The organism is Bowmanella sp. JS7-9 (genome assembly GCF_004329715.1).
Lineage (GTDB): Bacteria > Pseudomonadota > Gammaproteobacteria > Enterobacterales > Alteromonadaceae > Pseudobowmanella > Pseudobowmanella zhangzhouensis.
This window is the reverse complement of the sequence record NZ_JXSY01000005.1, coordinates 284418-300202: the sequence shown is the minus strand read 5'-3', so window position 1 is coordinate 300202 and position 15785 is coordinate 284418. Positions and strand designations below refer to the sequence as shown.

Below are 15785 nucleotides of genomic sequence, written 5' to 3'. Positions count from 1 at the left end.
AACCGGGTATGGCATTCGAAGTAGACGAGGATATCCTTGAGGATTTTCTGGTTGAAGCCGGCGAGATTCTAGAGCAATTACAGGAACAATTAGTCGAGCTGGAAAATAACCCCGGCAACTCTGACCTGTTAAATGCGATATTCAGAGGATTCCACACCGTCAAAGGTGGTGCGGGGTTCCTGTCACTCACATCGTTAGTCGATGCCTGCCATGGTGCCGAAAACGTTTTCGATATTTTAAGAACCGGTCAACGTCAGGTCACCTCTGAGTTGATGGATGTGATTTTGCAATCACTGGATGCCATCAATGAAATGTTTGATTCGGTTAAAGCCCGCGAAGAGCCTGTTCCTGCCAGCCCGGAGTTGCTGCACGAATTACATCGTTTAAGCAAACCTGCGACCGAAGATGAAACGGCAGATTACGTTGAAGTAGAACCGGAACCAGAGGTCGATGACGAGCTTCTCGCCGAGGTCGGCGAAACGGCCGAGCCGTCTGGCGATATCGACGAAATTACCGATGATGAATTCGAAGCCTTGCTGGATGAATTGCACGGTAATGGTCAGGGGCCAGGTAAAGAAACCGAAGCGCCGGCGAAGCCCGCCAAACCTGCACCTCCCAGCACCTCTGGCGGCGAAGATGATATCACCGATGATGAATTTGAAGCGCTGCTGGATGAATTGCATGGTAAAGGTCAGTTCAAGTCGGCAGAGGAAACATCGAACAAACCTGCACCAGTTGCCCCTGCAGCGAGCGCTGGCGGTGATGATGAAATCAGCGACGACGAATTTGAAAAGTTACTGGACGAATTGCATGGTGCCGGAAATGGCCCATCGGTAACGACAAATGAGGCGCCACCTACGCATAAAGCGGAAGCGCCTAAGGCCCCAGCGGCTAAACCGGCCGCTGCCAAGGCACCAGCTGCAAAAGCGCCTGCACCGGCTGCCAAAGCGGCTCCCGCAGCCGTCAAACCAACAGCAGCTGAGGCCGCAGACAAAAAAGCACCGCCTCCCCCTGCGACTGACACTACTGTACGGGTTGATACCAAACGTCTTGATCAGATCATGAATATGGTCGGCGAACTAGTGCTGGTGCGTAATCGCTTGTTAAGCCTTGGCGTGAATGTAGCTGATGAAGCTATGTCTAAGGCAATTGCCAATCTGGATGTGGTCACCGGTGACTTGCAGGGCGCGGTTATGCAAACTCGCATGCAACCAATTAAAAAGGTATTTGGTCGCTTCCCGCGCGTGGTACGGGATTTAGCCCGCAGCCTGAAAAAAGAAATCACCCTGGAATTGGTGGGTGAAGAAACCGATTTAGATAAAAACCTGGTCGAAGCATTAGCCGACCCGTTAGTGCACTTAGTGCGTAACTCGGTAGACCATGGTATTGAGATGCCGGATGACCGTGCCGCTGCCGGTAAGCCGCGCATGGGGATTGTCAAATTATCCGCTTCACAGGAAGGGGATCATATCCTGCTGACCATCGAAGATGATGGTAAAGGCATGGATCCAGAAAAACTGAAAGAAATCGCTATCAATCGTGGTGTTCTGGATGCGGACGCTGCTGCGCGCATGTCGGATGAAGAGGCCTTCAATCTGATTTTTGCTCCGGGCTTCTCAACCAAAACAGAGATTTCCGATATTTCCGGTCGCGGCGTTGGTATGGATGTGGTGAAAACCAAGATCAACCAACTCAATGGTACCGTGCACATCAAGTCCGAAAAGGGCGTCGGTACGCGTCTTGAGATAAAAGTGCCACTGACGTTGGCGATTCTGCCTACCCTGATGGTGATGCTGGGGCAGCAGACCTTTGCTTTCCCACTGGCAGCGGTCAGCGAAATCATTAATCTGGATGTGAAGAAGACCAACACGGTCGATAGTCAGCTTACGATGATAGTGCGTTCTAAAGCCATTCCGCTGTTTTTCCTGGGGGAATGGCTAAACCGTAAGAACGCTCACAAAATTGACCGAACAAAAGGCCATGTCGTGGTCGTGCAATTAGGGACCCAGCAAATTGGCTTTGTAGTGGACGCCCTGATTGGCCAGGAAGAAGTGGTAATTAAACCGCTGGATGCGATGTTACAGGGGACCCCAGGAATGGCCGGTGCAACCATTACCAGTGATGGTGGTATTGCGCTGATTATCGATATTCCCAGCCTGCTGAAACGATACGCGAAGAAAAGTTTTACCAAATAGGAGCCCCGGCTGGTAATGGCGTACAAGGTGCTGGTGGTTGACGACTCCACCTTCTTTCGTCGTAGGGTAAGCGACATTCTTAATCAGGATCCGGAGCTGGAGGTTATTGGCGACGCGATCAATGGCCGCCAGGCGATTGAAAAAGTGCTGGAGCTGGACCCCGATGTAGTCACCATGGATGTGGAAATGCCGTTAATGGATGGTATTTCGGCAGTCCGTGAGATCATGAAACGCAAGCCGGTTCCGATTCTGATGTTCTCTTCGCTGACTTATGAAGGTGCCACTGCCACGCTGGACGCGATGGACGCAGGGGCGCTGGATTTTCTGCCAAAACGCTTTGAAGACATCGCACAAAACAAAACCGAAGCACAAATGTTGCTGTGCCACCGTGTGCGTGCAATAGCGCGGCGCAAGCCTAGCTTGCGACCTGGTGCGGCTGGGTCGTTTGTTACATCGGGTCAAAGTGCCAGTCTGCTGAGTCAGCCGCCGCGCATTCTGAGTCGGCCACCCGTCAGAGCAATGGGCGGCAGTAAACATTATCGGGCGCTGGCCATTGGTACATCGACGGGCGGACCGGCCGCGCTGCAAAATCTGCTTACCCGCATTCCGGGTAATTTTAACTACCCTATTTTTCTGATCCAGCATATGCCAGGCACCTTTACTAACGCGTTTGCCAAACGCTTGGATTCACTGTGTAAAATACGTGTGGTCGAAGGCGAAGATGGTCAGTTGGTAGAAAATGGCACCGCCTACCTGGCTCCCGGAGGGAAACAAATGGTGTTGGATAGCCGCGGCAACCAAACCCGTTTGCGTGTCATTGATGACCACAATGATAGTCGTTATTTATATAAGCCCAGTGTGGATATGACATTTGAGTCTATCGCCGATGTATATGGCGGTGATGTTTTGGCTATGGTTCTCACCGGTATGGGTGCCGATGGCCGCGAAGGCTGCCGTAAACTGAAAAAATTAGGTGCGCGTATTTGGGTGCAGGATGAGGCCAGTTGTGTGGTCTACGGCATGCCAATGGCGGTCGCCAATGCTGGCCTCGCGGATGAAAATACCAGCCTGGAAAACCTGGCGAGCAAATTAATCACTGAGATGCGCTAATCAGCCACCAAACGCAGGATCGGAGAACAACGTGCAGATCTGGACGATTGCCAATCAAAAAGGCGGAGTAGGAAAAACCACCACAGCGGTGACGCTGGGCGGCCTGCTTGCCGAGCAGGGCAAACGGGTGCTGCTGGTCGATACTGATCCTCAGGCCTCGCTCGGTTATTACTTTGGTATCGATTGCGAAGAATTGTCACGCAGCGTCTATGACGTGTTTTTGGCAACTCCCAGCCCAAATAAAGATGTGGTACTGGATAGCCTCTGCCCGACGAAATTTGATTCCCTGTTTTTGTTGCCAGCCAGTATGGCGTTATCGACGCTGGACAGAAAAATGGGCAGTCAGAATGGCATGGGACTGGTGTTAAAAAAGGCACTCGCAGCGGTCAGTGATGAATTTGATTACGTGCTTATTGATTGTCCACCCACGCTTGGGGTGCTGATGGTAAATGCGCTGGCGGCCTGTGATCATATTTTAATTCCGGTGCAGACCGAGTTTCTGGCATTAAAAGGGCTGGAGCGCATGATGCACACACTGGAAATTATCGCGGTGATGTTGCACAAAAATTTTGCCTATACCATCGTGCCAACCATGTTTGATAAGCGCACGAAGGCGGCGCTGGAAACCTATAAAATTTTACGCACTAATTATGGTGAAAAGGTGTGGTCATCGGTGATTCCGGTCGATACCAAATTATGTGAAGCGAGTCAGGCACAAACGCCACCCTCGCTGTTTTGTCCGCGTTCACGCGGTGTATACAGCTACAAGACGCTGCTAAAGCAATTGCAAAGGTAATACTGAACCATGTCCAAGGGCGCATTCGCCAAAGAAGAAGTAATGCAGGAGTATCTGTCAGCACTGCTGACCGACGATACCCCTGTTGTGCAGGCCAAGGTGCAGGAATCTGCGGTTCAGCATTTATTCGATAAAATTTCTGTCCCACAGGCTGAGCCGACGCCACAAGTGCCGGCTGAAGAACCGATTGTTGTCCGGGAAATTAAAGAAACGCCTGCGCCAGTCGAAAAAGAAACGCCACCACCGGTTTCAACGACGACCACGTCGCGGATCCCCAGTGAGCCGTTTCAGGCTTTGTTCTTTAAGATGGCTGGCTTAACCCTAGCGGTTCCACTGACCGAATTAGGCGGGATCCATAATTTACACAAGGTGACGCCGTTATTTGGTAAGCCGGTTTGGTTTCGCGGGGTGATGACTCATCGCGAAGAAAAACTCAGCGTGGTAGATACCGCCGCATGGATCATGCCGGAAAAATACACCGAAAAACTGGCAGAGTCCCTAAATTATCAATATCTTATAATGCTAGGAGACAGTCCGTGGGGGCTAGCGTGTGAATCGCTGGAGTCTACATTTACCTTACAGCCCGATCAGGTGAAATGGCGAGAGCGGGAAGGTAAACGTCCATGGCTTGCTGGCATGGTGAAAGACAAAATGTGTGCGTTAGTGGACGCCCAACAACTTATTGCGTTGCTAAATCAGGGAATGGATAGCAGCGAAGACTAAATGCCCGAAGCATTGGCAGGAGAATTAACGGTATGACAAAAAAAGCAAACGCAGTTCAGGACGGTAATGATCAGGTCCTGCAGTGGGTAACGTATCGTCTGGGTGAAGAAACCTACGGCATTAACGTTATGCAGGTGCAGGAAGTGTTGCGTCACACTGAGATTGCCCCTGTCCCAGGTGCCCCGGATTATGTGTTGGGCATTATCAATTTACGGGGGAACGTAGTTACCGTTATCGATACCCGTTCCCGTTTTGGTTTACCACCTGCTGAAGTGACGGATAATTCTCGTATCGTCATTATCGAGTCTGAACAACAAGTCGTGGGTATTCTGGTTGATAGCGTGGCGGAAGTGGTTTATCTGCGCTCCTCCGAAATCGACAGCGCGCCAAATGTGGGTACAGAAGAAAGTGCCAAGTTCATTCAGGGCGTGAGCAACCGCGACGGTGAATTGCTGATTCTGGTGGATCTCAATAAGCTGTTGTCAGATGAAGAATGGGACGAGATTTCCGGTTTCTAACATAACGGACTGAAGTAACAAGGATGATTCCAGACGCCTTACATAGCCTGATAACCCTGGTGCTTGCCGCTTTATTGGTAGTGGCACTGGGGTTAATCTTTTCCGCCTATCGTCAGTTGGCCGAGCTACGACGTCAGTCCGATGAACAACGTCGCCAGCAACGTGAATTGCAACTGGCGCTGCAGGATGCGACTGAACAAATCCATGAAACCCGCACCGGTTCGTTGGGGGTGGGTAAAACGGTTCGCGACTTAATTGGCCAATTACAGCAAACTCAGATACGTCAGGAAAAACTGGAAGAGCAGGATCCTGACTTGCGCCTGTATGGAAAGGCAACGCGCATGGCCGCTCAGGGGGCCAGTGCCGTAGAGATCGTTCAGGAGTGTGAACTGCCATTGGCAGAAGCTGAATTACTGGTCAACCTGCATAAACAAGCCAATTAAGCCTCTGTGTTAAAATGACCGGGGGGCACTTCCCAGCCTTGCGGAAATTTACCCTGTAATACATAAGAAAACGCAATCAGCTCTGCAATCACCCGATACAGGTTTTCAGGGATAGTCTGGCCTATATCCAACTGGGCTAAAAACGCCATTAGATGTTCATCTTCATGCACCAAAATGCCGTGCTCGTTGGCCATTGCCACTATCTCTGCGGCCAGTTCACCAACGCCTTTGGCTACCACCTGAGGCGCTTCACCAGGCTGATAGCTAAGTGCTACTGCACGCTTTTTATCATTGTTGTCACTCATGCGCGGGTCTCAATCAGGTGATAAGGATGCTGCTTTAACGAGTCAGGGATTTTGCCTACTTCACATCGGCTTTGCAGTATGTCGATGCCCAGTGCTTCAAAGCGTTTAAGCAATAAGGGTAAAACGCGTTTCACCCGCATGACTGTGCTGTCATCTGCGGCATAAATATTGAGTTCTAAGCCATCGGCATATAAGTCAACGTTGGCCAGAAGAGCGTTGTTTGCCTCCAGACTCAGGCGCATGCTCAGATGCCAGTGCTGACGATTTGCGCCTTTGGCTTGATCACTTTGCTCAGGTTCCTCGCGGATTAATAGTTCAATTTCGCGGGCCTGTTCCCCGTGGGGCACGGCAAAATGATAATAGAGACTCTGCGCTGTGCCGGTGCTGTCAGATTGCTGTAGCCGGTTAGCGGTGTGATTTGCCAGACTTCCGCGCAAGGTTTTCAATAACTGATGTTTTTGTTCAAGCTGGGTTAGATCCTGCCAAAGTCCACGTGCCTGAGTGGCACTGGGTGGTTTATCGCTACTGCTGATCTCCGGCAGTTTTAGCAATAACTCCGGCTGATCTTTACTCAGGCGACTGGCGAACATTAATTGCAACATGGCGACGATACCTGCGACGAAGCCTTGTTTAGGTTGCACTGCCGTAAACGTTGCAGGACTGCTCAGTATCGCTGGCTGGCTTAGTAGTCGCTGCAAACGGGCGCTATCGTCGGGCGTTGCCTGTGGCAATGCGCTGAGTATTTGTTTGATTCGGGGGGCAAGCAGCGTCTTTAGCTCGTTGCTGCCTGAGTCATTTACTTCTTGCGCCAGGGTTATCAGATTTATCAGTGATTCTATTGGCGCTTGCTGTTGCGAAACCACTTGGCGCTGCAGAGCACGGATGGGATCCGGTCCACTGTTCTGTGGTATAGGTACACTAGCATTTGGGTGACTCAGCAATTGTTGTAACTTTTGCACAGCCGGCTTGTCCAGTGTAATAGTTGCCAGTGCATGGCTTGGCGAAGAAAAACGCAGCACCGGCTGGTTATCCTGTATAGCGATACTCAGGGTGGGTTTACTTATCATTGGGGTGGGCTGGCGTTGCCCGTCAACGATACGAGGCTGAGCCCGATCCAACAGCGGTTGCAATATATCTCGCAAAGCTGGTGGAACGGCTTGCGGTGCAAGTTTTCCGATGACTTCGCTACTCTTCCCGTCGAGCAAAAAATTCAGTGATAGCGGTTGTTGTGGCAGTACTTTTTGCAACAGGTCTTTTACCTCAGCAGGCTGCGGTTGCCACTGCAGATTTCCTCCCGGGTGCTGGACCTGTATTTGCCAATTGGTCGCCAAACGGCTTAACGTCAGTTGCACTGGAGCCTCTGACCGCAGCGGTAAATCTGCCGGCACTAACATCGCCAATGTTGAACTGTCCAACTTGAGCATAACCTGCGCCGGAGCCGGCATAGTGAAGGTGGCTGGCACTGTGAACAGGGTCTGTCGAGGTGCGTTGTGTGTCACCGAACTGGCTATCTCCAGCAGAGGAGGCAGATATTTTGGTGTTAATGGCAGTATTTCCTGTTGTACTAAACTGCCGATGGCAAGCTGAGTCTGGTTGGCAGGCAGATGCAGTTGCACCGGAATATTTTGCGGCGGTTCGCCATTGATGCGGATAAAGGGCGTTTGCAGCGTAGGTGACGGCGCGCTAGCAAAACGATTGGCCACGCTGTTGGCCTGATTAGTCAGCGGCGTGATTTGCAATATTTGCTCGGCAGCAAACACCGCGATGCGCGCCGGTAATTGCAGCGAGAGGCTGTTGACGCGTGAAATTGCCTCAGTAAGTGGTGTGGCTGAAGGCGTTTTAATGTCGATATTTATTGGTAACATGCATCCCTTATCGGCAATTGCTGAGCTTTGCCCGAATAAGTTTAAAATACGCTTGATCCTGAACATATAACAAGCCAATTCCTCGCGGCGAAAAACTTTATAGCGCGGGGGGTTATGGTATGATGCGGCGCGTTGTGAGCGTGCAAAACGCAAAAAAGAAGGAGAGGGCGTGAGCCTGTTAGTCGCCAGGCAGTTGGCCTGTGTAAAAAATGATCGCCAATTGTTTGCCGCCCTGGATTTGGAGCTTAGTGCTGGCCAGCTTATTCATCTGCGTGGGCCAAATGGTGCTGGCAAAACCAGTCTGTTACGTTTACTGACCGGGCTGTCGCAACCCGCATCGGGACAGGTCGTATTCCGTCAACAACCCGTATTCAATAATCCTGAATTTCAGCAACACCTGATTTATATCGGCCATCAGGCCGGCAACAATCCGCGTTTAAGCGCCATTGAAAATCTGACCTTCTGGTGTCGCTCTCATGGAGTACCCGTACCGGACGATCTGTATCCGCTCCTGGCCATGCTGGGTCTGGTTGGGCTGGAAGATGTGCCTGTCGGGCATTTATCTGCGGGTCAGCAGCGCCGTGTGGCACTGGCACGACTTTGGCTGAAACCCGCCGCGCTGTGGATTCTGGATGAACCCTTTACCGCGCTGGATGTGCAGGCAATCGCGCTGTTAGAGAGCCATATCGCAGCTTATTTACAACAGGGCGGTAGTGTCCTGATGACCTCGCATCAGGCATTATCAAATACCCTGAATGCTGATTTCATTGAGCTGGAGTACTTGTGGTAATGCAGGGATTTATCACACAAATGCGCCGAGACATGCTGCTGGCATTCCGGGCTCGCGCGGAAGTTTTTCAGCCTTTGCTGTTTTTCGTGCTGGTGATCAGTCTGTTTCCTCTCGGTGTGGGACCAGGTCCGCAGACACTGCAAAAGGTGGGCCCCGGTATTATCTGGGTCGCAGCGCTTTTATCTGCGTTGCTGGGGCTAGACCGGTTATTCCGTGATGATTTTAACGATGGGGCGCTGGAGCAGCAAATGCTATCCGGCGCATCGTTACCCTGGCTGGTTCTGGCGAAAATATGCAGTCACTGGCTGGTAAGTATTGTGCCGCTGATTCTGATTTCACCTTTGCTGGCACTGTTTCTGAATTTAACTGCGGATATGTATTGGGCACTGTTGCTGACTTTGTTACTTGGCACTCCTGTAATTAGTCTGGTAGGCGCGATAGGTGTGGGATTAACCGTCAGCGTGCAAAAAGGCGGTGTTTTACTGAGTTTGTTATTGTTGCCGTTACTCGTCCCGTTATTAATTATTGCGACCTCGGCAGTGGATGCGGCAGCAATCCAACTTGCTTATAATGGCCAGCTATTTTTGCTGGCTGCCATGTTATTGTTTTCTCTGGCGCTGTCGCCTCTGGCTAGCGCTTATGCATTGAGAGTGAGTCTTAACTGATGTGGAAGTGGTTACATCCTTACGCCAAAACTGAACAAACTTATTTTTTGTGTCAGCGTCTGTTTCCCTGGTTTGCATTTCTCGCGGTGATCGCGTTGTTGACTGGTTGTGTATGGGGCTTGGCCTATGCGCCAGCAGATTACCAACAGGGAGACTCTGCACGCATCATGTATGTTCATGTACCAACCGCGATTTTGTCTATGAGTACTTATGCCGCTATGGCGATCGCGGCACTGATCGGTTTGGTCTGGCAAATTCGTACTGCCGACATGGCTGTTGCCGCCATCGCGCCGGTTGGCGCAGTGGTTACCTTATTGGCTTTGTTAACCGGGGCCGCGTGGGGCAAACCTATGTGGGGCACCTGGTGGGTGTGGGACGCGCGTTTAACCTCAGAATTGATCCTGTTATTTATGTATCTGGGTGTATGGGCGCTGTACCATGCGTTTGATGACAAGCAAACCGGTGGCAAAGCGGCGGGTTTGATGGCGATTGTCGGCGTGGTGAATCTACCAATCATTCATTACTCGGTGGAGTGGTGGAACACGCTGCATCAGGGCGCATCGATTACAAAATTTGCCAAACCCAGCATTGCGCCTGAGATGCTGTGGCCGTTATTAATCAATCTGTTTGGCTTAGCCATGGCGATTGGCGCACTGGCATTATTATCTCTGCAAAATGAGATTTTACGCCGCGAAATTAAGCGTCCGTGGGTACAAAAATTAGGAGAGCAGGCCTGATGCAGTTTGAAAACTGGCAAGCGTTTTTCGCGATGGGCGGATATGGCCTGTTCGTTTGGTTATCGTTTGGGGCATTTGCCGCGCTGATGCTCGGTAGTTATGTTGTGCTCAAAGTGCAGCGCCGCAATTTGCTCAGTGCAATCCGTGCCGAACAGGCCCGCAGAAAAAGAATTGAAGCTTCGAAAGGTTAAACAACAATGAATCCAAGACGTAAGTCCCGTCTGACTGGTGTGCTGGCGATTATGCTGTTGGTGGCTGGCGCTATCTATATGGTGCTGTCGGCGCTGAGTGAAAACATGGATATGTTTTTGACGCCCTCTGAAGTCATTCAGGGTAAAAATGGCACAGTGCCAAAGCAGGGACAGCGTTTAAAAGTCGGTGGCATGGTCATTCCCGGTACCGTCACCCGCGATGAAGAATCACTGAAGGTAGCGTTCTCGCTCACCGATACCGGCCCTGTTGTGCGGGTCGAATATGAAGGCTTATTGCCGGATTTATTCCGTGAAGGACAGGGTATTGTTGTCACAGGTACCCTGGCAGCGGCGGATTTGGTCATCGCTGATGAGGTACTGGCCAAGCACGATGAAGAGTATATGCCGCCTGAACTGGCCGAAAAAATGAAAGGTATCAAACACGTCAAGCCTCAGGATGCGACCTACTAAGCGGAGAATACGATGTTAGCTGAATTAGGTCATTTTTCGCTGGCGCTGGCTTTTTTAATGGCAGTTGCGCTGGCTATTTATCCGATGTGGGGAGTACAACGGGCCAGTCAAACTATGATGGCGCTGGCACGTCCCTTGGCCACCGGAATGTTTTTGTTTACCGCAATTGCCTATGGTGCGCTGACCTGGGCGTTTGTTAGTAACGACTTTACCCTCAGTTATGTGGCGAGCAATTCCAACAGTGCCTTACCCGTCTATTACCGTGTGACCGCGGTGTGGGGGGGGCATGAAGGCTCGTTTTTATTATGGGTGTTTGTGTTGTCCTGCTGGACCGTGGCGGTAGCCCGCTTTAGTCGTGCTATGCCGCAGCCTATGGTTGCGCGGGTGCTGGCTATCCTCGGGTTGATAGCAGCCAGTTTTTACCTGTATGTGTTAACTGCTTCCAATCCCTTTGAACGTTTATTGCCGTTTTATCCGGTCGATGGCCGCGATTTGAATCCGCTTTTGCAGGATATCGGCATGATCATGCATCCGCCCATGTTGTATATGGGCTATGTGGGTTTTTCTGTGGTGTTTGCACTGGCTATAGCCGCCCTGATAAATGGTCGACTGGATGCCGCCTGGGCGCGCTGGGCGAGACCCTGGACACTGGCCGCATGGGTATTTCTAACTATCGGTATTATGCTCGGCAGTTGGTGGGCCTACTATGAGCTGGGCTGGGGCGGTTGGTGGTTCTGGGATCCGGTTGAAAATGCCTCATTTATGCCGTGGCTGGCGGGTACTGCGTTATTGCATTCCCTGGCGGTGACCGAAAAACGCAAGTTGTTTAAATCCTGGACGGTGCTGTTAGCCATCGCGGCATTTTCGCTGAGCCTGCTTGGCACCTTCTTAGTGCGCTCCGGGGTGATTGTGTCGGTGCATGCCTTTGCCAGCGATCCGACCCGCGGCCTGTTTATCCTCGGTATCCTAGCAGTTACGATTGGCGGCTCATTGTTGTTATTTGCACTGCGCGCTGCTGGTCTTCGCAGTCTGGCCAATTACCAGCCAGTCAGTCGTGAAGTAATGTTGATGGGGAATAATTTGTTCCTGTCTGCCGCCACGCTGGTAGTGCTGTTGGGCACCTTACTGCCGCTGGTGCACAAGGAATTGGGGCTGGGTAGTATTTCTATTGGTGCACCGTTCTTTAACCAGATGTTCAGTTATCTGATTGGTCCGTTTGTGGCATTGCTGGCTATCGGGCCCTTATCGCGCTGGAAAAATCAGTCGTTGCTGGCATTACGCGGGCAGATTATCACCGGTTTATTGATTGCCGCGGTGGGATCTTTGCTGATTAACTGGCAATACAGTGGTATTGAAGCGTGGGCACTGGTCGGTACCTTGTTGGCGCTGTGGATTGGTGTCAGTACCGTGCAGGAGATTGTCTCCCGTCACGGTGACGGTCAGGCGGGTATGCAGTCGTTGAAACGACTGACGCCGAGCCATTGGGGCATGGTATTGGGGCATATTGGCTTCGCTGTGACCCTGATGGGTATTGCCCTGACCAGCCATTACAGCGTCGAAAAAGACGTGCGTATGGCGGTGGGTGAACGTACCGAGCTTGCTGGCTATCAGTTTGAATTTAATGGTGTAACCTCGCTGCAAGGACCGAATTATCGAGGCCAACAGGCGCTGGTAGATATCTATCAGGATGGAGAGCATATCGCCCACCTGCGTGCTGAGAAGCGTTTCTATCAGGTGCAACGCAATATGATGACTGAGGCCGCCATCGACGGTGGTTTTACGCGGGATTTATATGTGGCGCTGGGTGAGCAGTTAAGTAACGGCGACTGGGGCTTGCGATTATATGTCAAACCCTTCGTCCGCTGGATTTGGGCCGGTGCATTACTGATGGCATTGGGCGGGATTATGTCGATGTTGGATAAACGTTATCGGTTGGCACAAGCCAAGACCAACGCACCAGTTGAGCAGTTGCAAGGACAAACGGTATGAAGTCGCGTTTGATTCTGGTATTGCCATTGCTGATTTTTTTCGGGATTAGCATTTTCCTGTTCAGTGGTTTGTTCTCCGACCCCACCTATAAAAATCAGGTGCAGGTGAGTCGTGATATTCCCGAGTTTGCCCTTGCGGATTTAATGCAGCCACAGGTCATCTACGACCAGAGCGTATTTAGCGGTGAAGTGACACTGCTTAATGTGTGGGGTGTTTGGTGTGTTACCTGTGATGTGGAACTGCCGTTTCTGAGCCAGTTGCGCGAGCAAGGCGTGCGTATTGTCGGTTTGTATTTACCTGAGTCGGTGGATGCTGATTTCGGCACGAAACCATTGGCACAATTGCAGCGTGAAGTGACCGCCAAGTTGCAGCGATTGGGCAATCCTTATCAGTTTAATATCCTCGATGCCGATCGTCAGTATTCCATTGACCTGGGGGTGACAGGCGCGCCAGAGACCTATCTGGTTGATAAAAAAGGCGTTATTCGTATGCACCTGATTGGGGATATCAATCCACAGAACTGGCAGACGCAAATTGCGCCGTTATATCAGGAGTTACTGGCCGAATGATGCGATGGATACTGATAGCACTGATGCTGGTTGTCACCAATGCCTTTGCGGTCGAGGAGATCTGGCAGTTTGATAACCCGGCCCAGCAGCAACTGTTTAACCAATTAAAAGAAGAGTTACGCTGCCCAAAGTGTCAAAACCAGAATATTGCCGATTCCAATGCGGTAGTGGCCAAAGACCTTCAGCGTAAGCTGTATCAATTGATTAAGCAGGGCAAAGATCGTGAGCAGATCCTGCAATACATGAAAGAGCGATACGGTGACTTTGTACATTATCAGCCGCCGGTTACGCCGTTAACCTGGGTATTGTGGGTATTACCGGTACTGGCCATTGTGCTGGGAGCGATATTTGTGCTGCGGCGAAGAACAACACAGACCACAGAACTGGACGTCAGCGAAGCGAAACGTCTGCTCGGGGAAGAATAATGACAACAATATATATGGGCATGGCCGGGTTATTACTGTTGGCCGTGGCATTGGTGATTGTGCCGTTATTGGGTAGTCGCCGTCAGCAGGCGCAACAGCGTGCCGACAGTCGCGAGATGAATATCCAATTGGCGAAGGAGCGTAAGGCTGAATTACAGCAGGAGCGTGAGGATGGATTGCTGTCTGAGCAGGATTATCAGCAGGCCCTTAATGAATTAACCCTGAGTCTGGCCAGCGACATTCAGCCGCAGGCCAGTCACAAAGGCCGTGTATCGGGCATTATTGCGTGGGGAATTGCCGCCGCAATCTGTGTGCTTTCTCTGGGTATATACAGTCAGGTTAGCGAACTGGATAAGATCGCCGACTGGCAGGATGCCAATCAGCAGCTCAGTGCTCTGGCAAAACGATTGGTGATAGACGGTGATGACAATGCCACAGAGCAGGATTACCAGCGCCTTATTCTGGCGCTTCGCACTCGTCTGAATGAACAGCCCGACGATCCAACCGGCTGGATGCTGATTGGCTCACTATATGGTTCATTGGGTTACGCTGAACCTGCGGTTGCCGCATTGCATAAGGCCCTTGAACTGACACCTGATGACAGCAGTATTCGTTTGCGCTTAGTTCAGGCGCTAATGGCCAGTGAGGATGAAGCAAAGCTCAAAGAAGCGGATTTTCATCTGCAGCAGTTGCGCGGCACGGAGCCGGACAATACCGACGTTATCGCGTTGTCTGCGATGCTGGCGGAGCAAAACGGCCAGCAAGCACTTGCAATGGAACATTGGCAACGACTGTTACCCTTACTGCCGGAAGACAGTGACGCCTATCGTGGTCTGCAGAAAAAGCTGCAGCGTATGCAGCAGGGTAATACGCTCATCGCTGTAAATGTAACGATTGCGCCAGAATTAGCAGAGCGCTTGCCAAGGCAGGCCAGTTTGTTTGTGTTTGCCAAAGATGCTGCTGGGCTGAATCCTATGCCGGCGGCGGTGGTAAGAATGCCATTGCCTGACTTACCCGTGACTGTGGTATTGTCTGACGAGCAGGCGATGACCAGCGAATACAGCTTGTCAGATTTGACCGATGTAGTGGTTACCGCGCGTGTTTCGTTAGATCAAAGCGCCGAAACCCGCAGCGGTGAATTACAGGGTCAGGCACAAATCAGTATTCGCGTTGGTGAGGAAAACGAATTGGCGGTAATAATCGACCAGGAGGTTACAAATTAATGGGTGTTTATTGGCGTAGTCTGCCGTTAATTTTATTGTTGCTGGGTGGCTGTGCATCACGTCCTCATGATGATGCCGAGTTGAGTAATAACCCAGGAGACCCGCGCGATCCGATTGAATCGTTCAACCGCGAGATGTGGGATTTCAACTGGAATGTGTTGGATAAACATATCCTGCGCCCGACCACTGAAGCCTATATCACTGTGATGCCGCGCTTTGCCCGTGATGGCTTATACAATGCGGCACTGAATCTGGAAGAGCCCGCCAACGCGGTGAATAACCTGCTGCAGGGTAAAGTCGGCGACTCGGCCGGCAGTGTTGGCCGTTTTGTGATTAACAGCACCATTGGCTTGCTGGGCTTTTTCGATGTGGCCAAACATATGGGCATTGAGCGCACGGAAGAAGAATTTGGCGAAACACTGGGTGTCTGGGGTGTCGGTACCGGGCCGTATCTGATGGTGCCGGCAATGGGCCCGAATGACCCGCGTAATCTGACCGGTGATATTGTGGATGGCTCGTATTTTCCCATGGCAGATTTGAATATCTATCTGTCGCTGCTGAGTACTGGTATCAAGGTGCTGGAAATTCGTGCCAGTCTGATGGAGCAGGAAAAACTGGTTGAACAGTCAGTGGATCCATACGCGCTGGTTAAAGACATCTATTTCCAGCAACAGGAATTCAAAGTTAAAGATGGTAAAGTAGAGAAGCCAGCAGAAGAGAAAGAGCTGGAAGACGATATCGATGCCTATCTGGATAACCTATAAGTGAGC

At 51.3% G+C, this 15785-nt stretch carries 18 protein-coding genes; 16 read left to right on the top strand and 2 right to left on the bottom strand.

The genetic code is table 11. From position 1 onward, the window contains the following. Window positions 1-8: 8 nt before the first annotated feature. Genes TK45_RS03945 through TK45_RS03920 form a run of 6 tightly spaced genes read left to right on the top strand, consistent with a single transcriptional unit; the run spans window position 9 to window position 5785 of the window. Window positions 9-2195 carry a chemotaxis protein CheA gene (locus tag TK45_RS03945; RefSeq protein ID WP_131257322.1) on the top strand — a complete coding sequence of 729 codons (2187 nt, stop codon included), beginning with the start codon at window positions 9-11 and terminating at the stop codon, window positions 2193-2195. Between the two features lie 15 nt (window positions 2196-2210). Beyond that, window positions 2211-3305 (top strand): chemotaxis response regulator protein-glutamate methylesterase, encoded by a 1095-nt coding sequence (locus tag TK45_RS03940; RefSeq protein ID WP_131257321.1) that lies wholly within the window; start codon window positions 2211-2213, stop codon window positions 3303-3305. A gap of 31 nt (window positions 3306-3336) precedes the next feature. Continuing rightward, a complete protein-coding gene (locus tag TK45_RS03935) occupies window positions 3337-4101 on the top strand; it encodes a ParA family protein (protein WP_131257320.1) in 765 nt (254 codons plus the stop codon). 9 nt (window positions 4102-4110) lie between these two features. Beyond that, entirely contained in the window at window positions 4111-4824 is a 714-nt protein-coding gene (locus tag TK45_RS03930) for a chemotaxis protein CheW (protein ID WP_131257319.1), read from the top strand. A 32-nt stretch (window positions 4825-4856) separates the two neighbouring features. Then, complete coding sequence (locus TK45_RS03925) at window positions 4857-5342, top strand: chemotaxis protein CheW (RefSeq protein ID WP_131257318.1); 486 nt, start codon at window positions 4857-4859, stop codon at window positions 5340-5342. 23 nt (window positions 5343-5365) lie between these two features. After that, on the top strand, window positions 5366-5785 hold the full coding sequence (locus TK45_RS03920; RefSeq protein WP_131257317.1) for a DUF2802 domain-containing protein: 420 nt from the start codon (window positions 5366-5368) through the stop codon (window positions 5783-5785). Here the strand turns inward: TK45_RS03920 and TK45_RS03915 are convergent. Both TK45_RS03915 and TK45_RS03910 read right to left on the bottom strand, forming a co-directional pair. Continuing rightward, entirely contained in the window at window positions 5782-6090 is a 309-nt protein-coding gene (locus TK45_RS03915; protein WP_131257316.1) for an EscU/YscU/HrcU family type III secretion system export apparatus switch protein, read from the bottom strand. The two genes, TK45_RS03920 and TK45_RS03915, sit on opposite strands and share 4 nt — an antisense overlap. Continuing rightward, a complete protein-coding gene (locus TK45_RS03910) occupies window positions 6087-7955 on the bottom strand; it encodes a hypothetical protein (RefSeq protein ID WP_131257315.1) in 1869 nt (622 codons plus the stop codon). Before TK45_RS03910 ends, TK45_RS03915 begins: the two co-directional genes overlap by 4 nt. Before the next feature lie 169 nt (window positions 7956-8124). On the opposite strand from TK45_RS03910, the gene ccmA reads away from it, so the two are divergent. Genes ccmA through TK45_RS03860 form a run of 10 tightly spaced genes read left to right on the top strand, consistent with a single transcriptional unit; the run spans window position 8125 to window position 15779 of the window. After that, window positions 8125-8745, top strand: a complete 621-nt coding sequence (gene ccmA, locus TK45_RS03905; protein WP_174719767.1) for a cytochrome c biogenesis heme-transporting ATPase CcmA — start codon at window positions 8125-8127, stop codon at window positions 8743-8745. Continuing rightward, window positions 8745-9410: a heme exporter protein CcmB gene (ccmB, locus tag TK45_RS03900; protein WP_131257314.1), complete on the top strand. Its 666-nt coding sequence runs from the start codon at window positions 8745-8747 to the stop codon at window positions 9408-9410. Before ccmA ends, ccmB begins: the two co-directional genes overlap by 1 nt. Then, window positions 9410-10147, top strand: a complete 738-nt coding sequence (locus TK45_RS03895; RefSeq protein WP_131257313.1) for a heme ABC transporter permease — start codon at window positions 9410-9412, stop codon at window positions 10145-10147. The genes ccmB and TK45_RS03895 overlap by 1 nt, the downstream gene beginning before the upstream one ends. After that, complete coding sequence (gene ccmD, locus TK45_RS03890; protein WP_131257312.1) at window positions 10147-10338, top strand: heme exporter protein CcmD; 192 nt, start codon at window positions 10147-10149, stop codon at window positions 10336-10338. Before TK45_RS03895 ends, ccmD begins: the two co-directional genes overlap by 1 nt. 6 nt (window positions 10339-10344) lie before the next feature. Beyond that, window positions 10345-10809, top strand: a complete 465-nt coding sequence (gene ccmE, locus TK45_RS03885) for a cytochrome c maturation protein CcmE (RefSeq protein ID WP_131257311.1) — start codon at window positions 10345-10347, stop codon at window positions 10807-10809. A 12-nt stretch (window positions 10810-10821) separates the two neighbouring features. Next, a complete protein-coding gene (locus TK45_RS03880; protein WP_131257310.1) occupies window positions 10822-12798 on the top strand; it encodes a heme lyase CcmF/NrfE family subunit in 1977 nt (658 codons plus the stop codon). Beyond that, entirely contained in the window at window positions 12795-13367 is a 573-nt protein-coding gene (locus tag TK45_RS03875; protein ID WP_131257309.1) for a redoxin family protein, read from the top strand. The genes TK45_RS03880 and TK45_RS03875 overlap by 4 nt, the downstream gene beginning before the upstream one ends. Further along, window positions 13364-13792 (top strand): cytochrome c-type biogenesis protein, encoded by a 429-nt coding sequence (locus TK45_RS03870; protein WP_131257308.1) that lies wholly within the window; start codon window positions 13364-13366, stop codon window positions 13790-13792. The genes TK45_RS03875 and TK45_RS03870 overlap by 4 nt, the downstream gene beginning before the upstream one ends. Further along, window positions 13792-15015: a c-type cytochrome biogenesis protein CcmI gene (gene ccmI / locus TK45_RS03865; RefSeq protein ID WP_131257307.1), complete on the top strand. Its 1224-nt coding sequence runs from the start codon at window positions 13792-13794 to the stop codon at window positions 15013-15015. Before TK45_RS03870 ends, ccmI begins: the two co-directional genes overlap by 1 nt. After that, complete coding sequence (locus TK45_RS03860; RefSeq protein ID WP_131257306.1) at window positions 15015-15779, top strand: VacJ family lipoprotein; 765 nt, start codon at window positions 15015-15017, stop codon at window positions 15777-15779. Before ccmI ends, TK45_RS03860 begins: the two co-directional genes overlap by 1 nt. The last annotated feature ends 6 nt before the right edge of the window (window positions 15780-15785 follow it).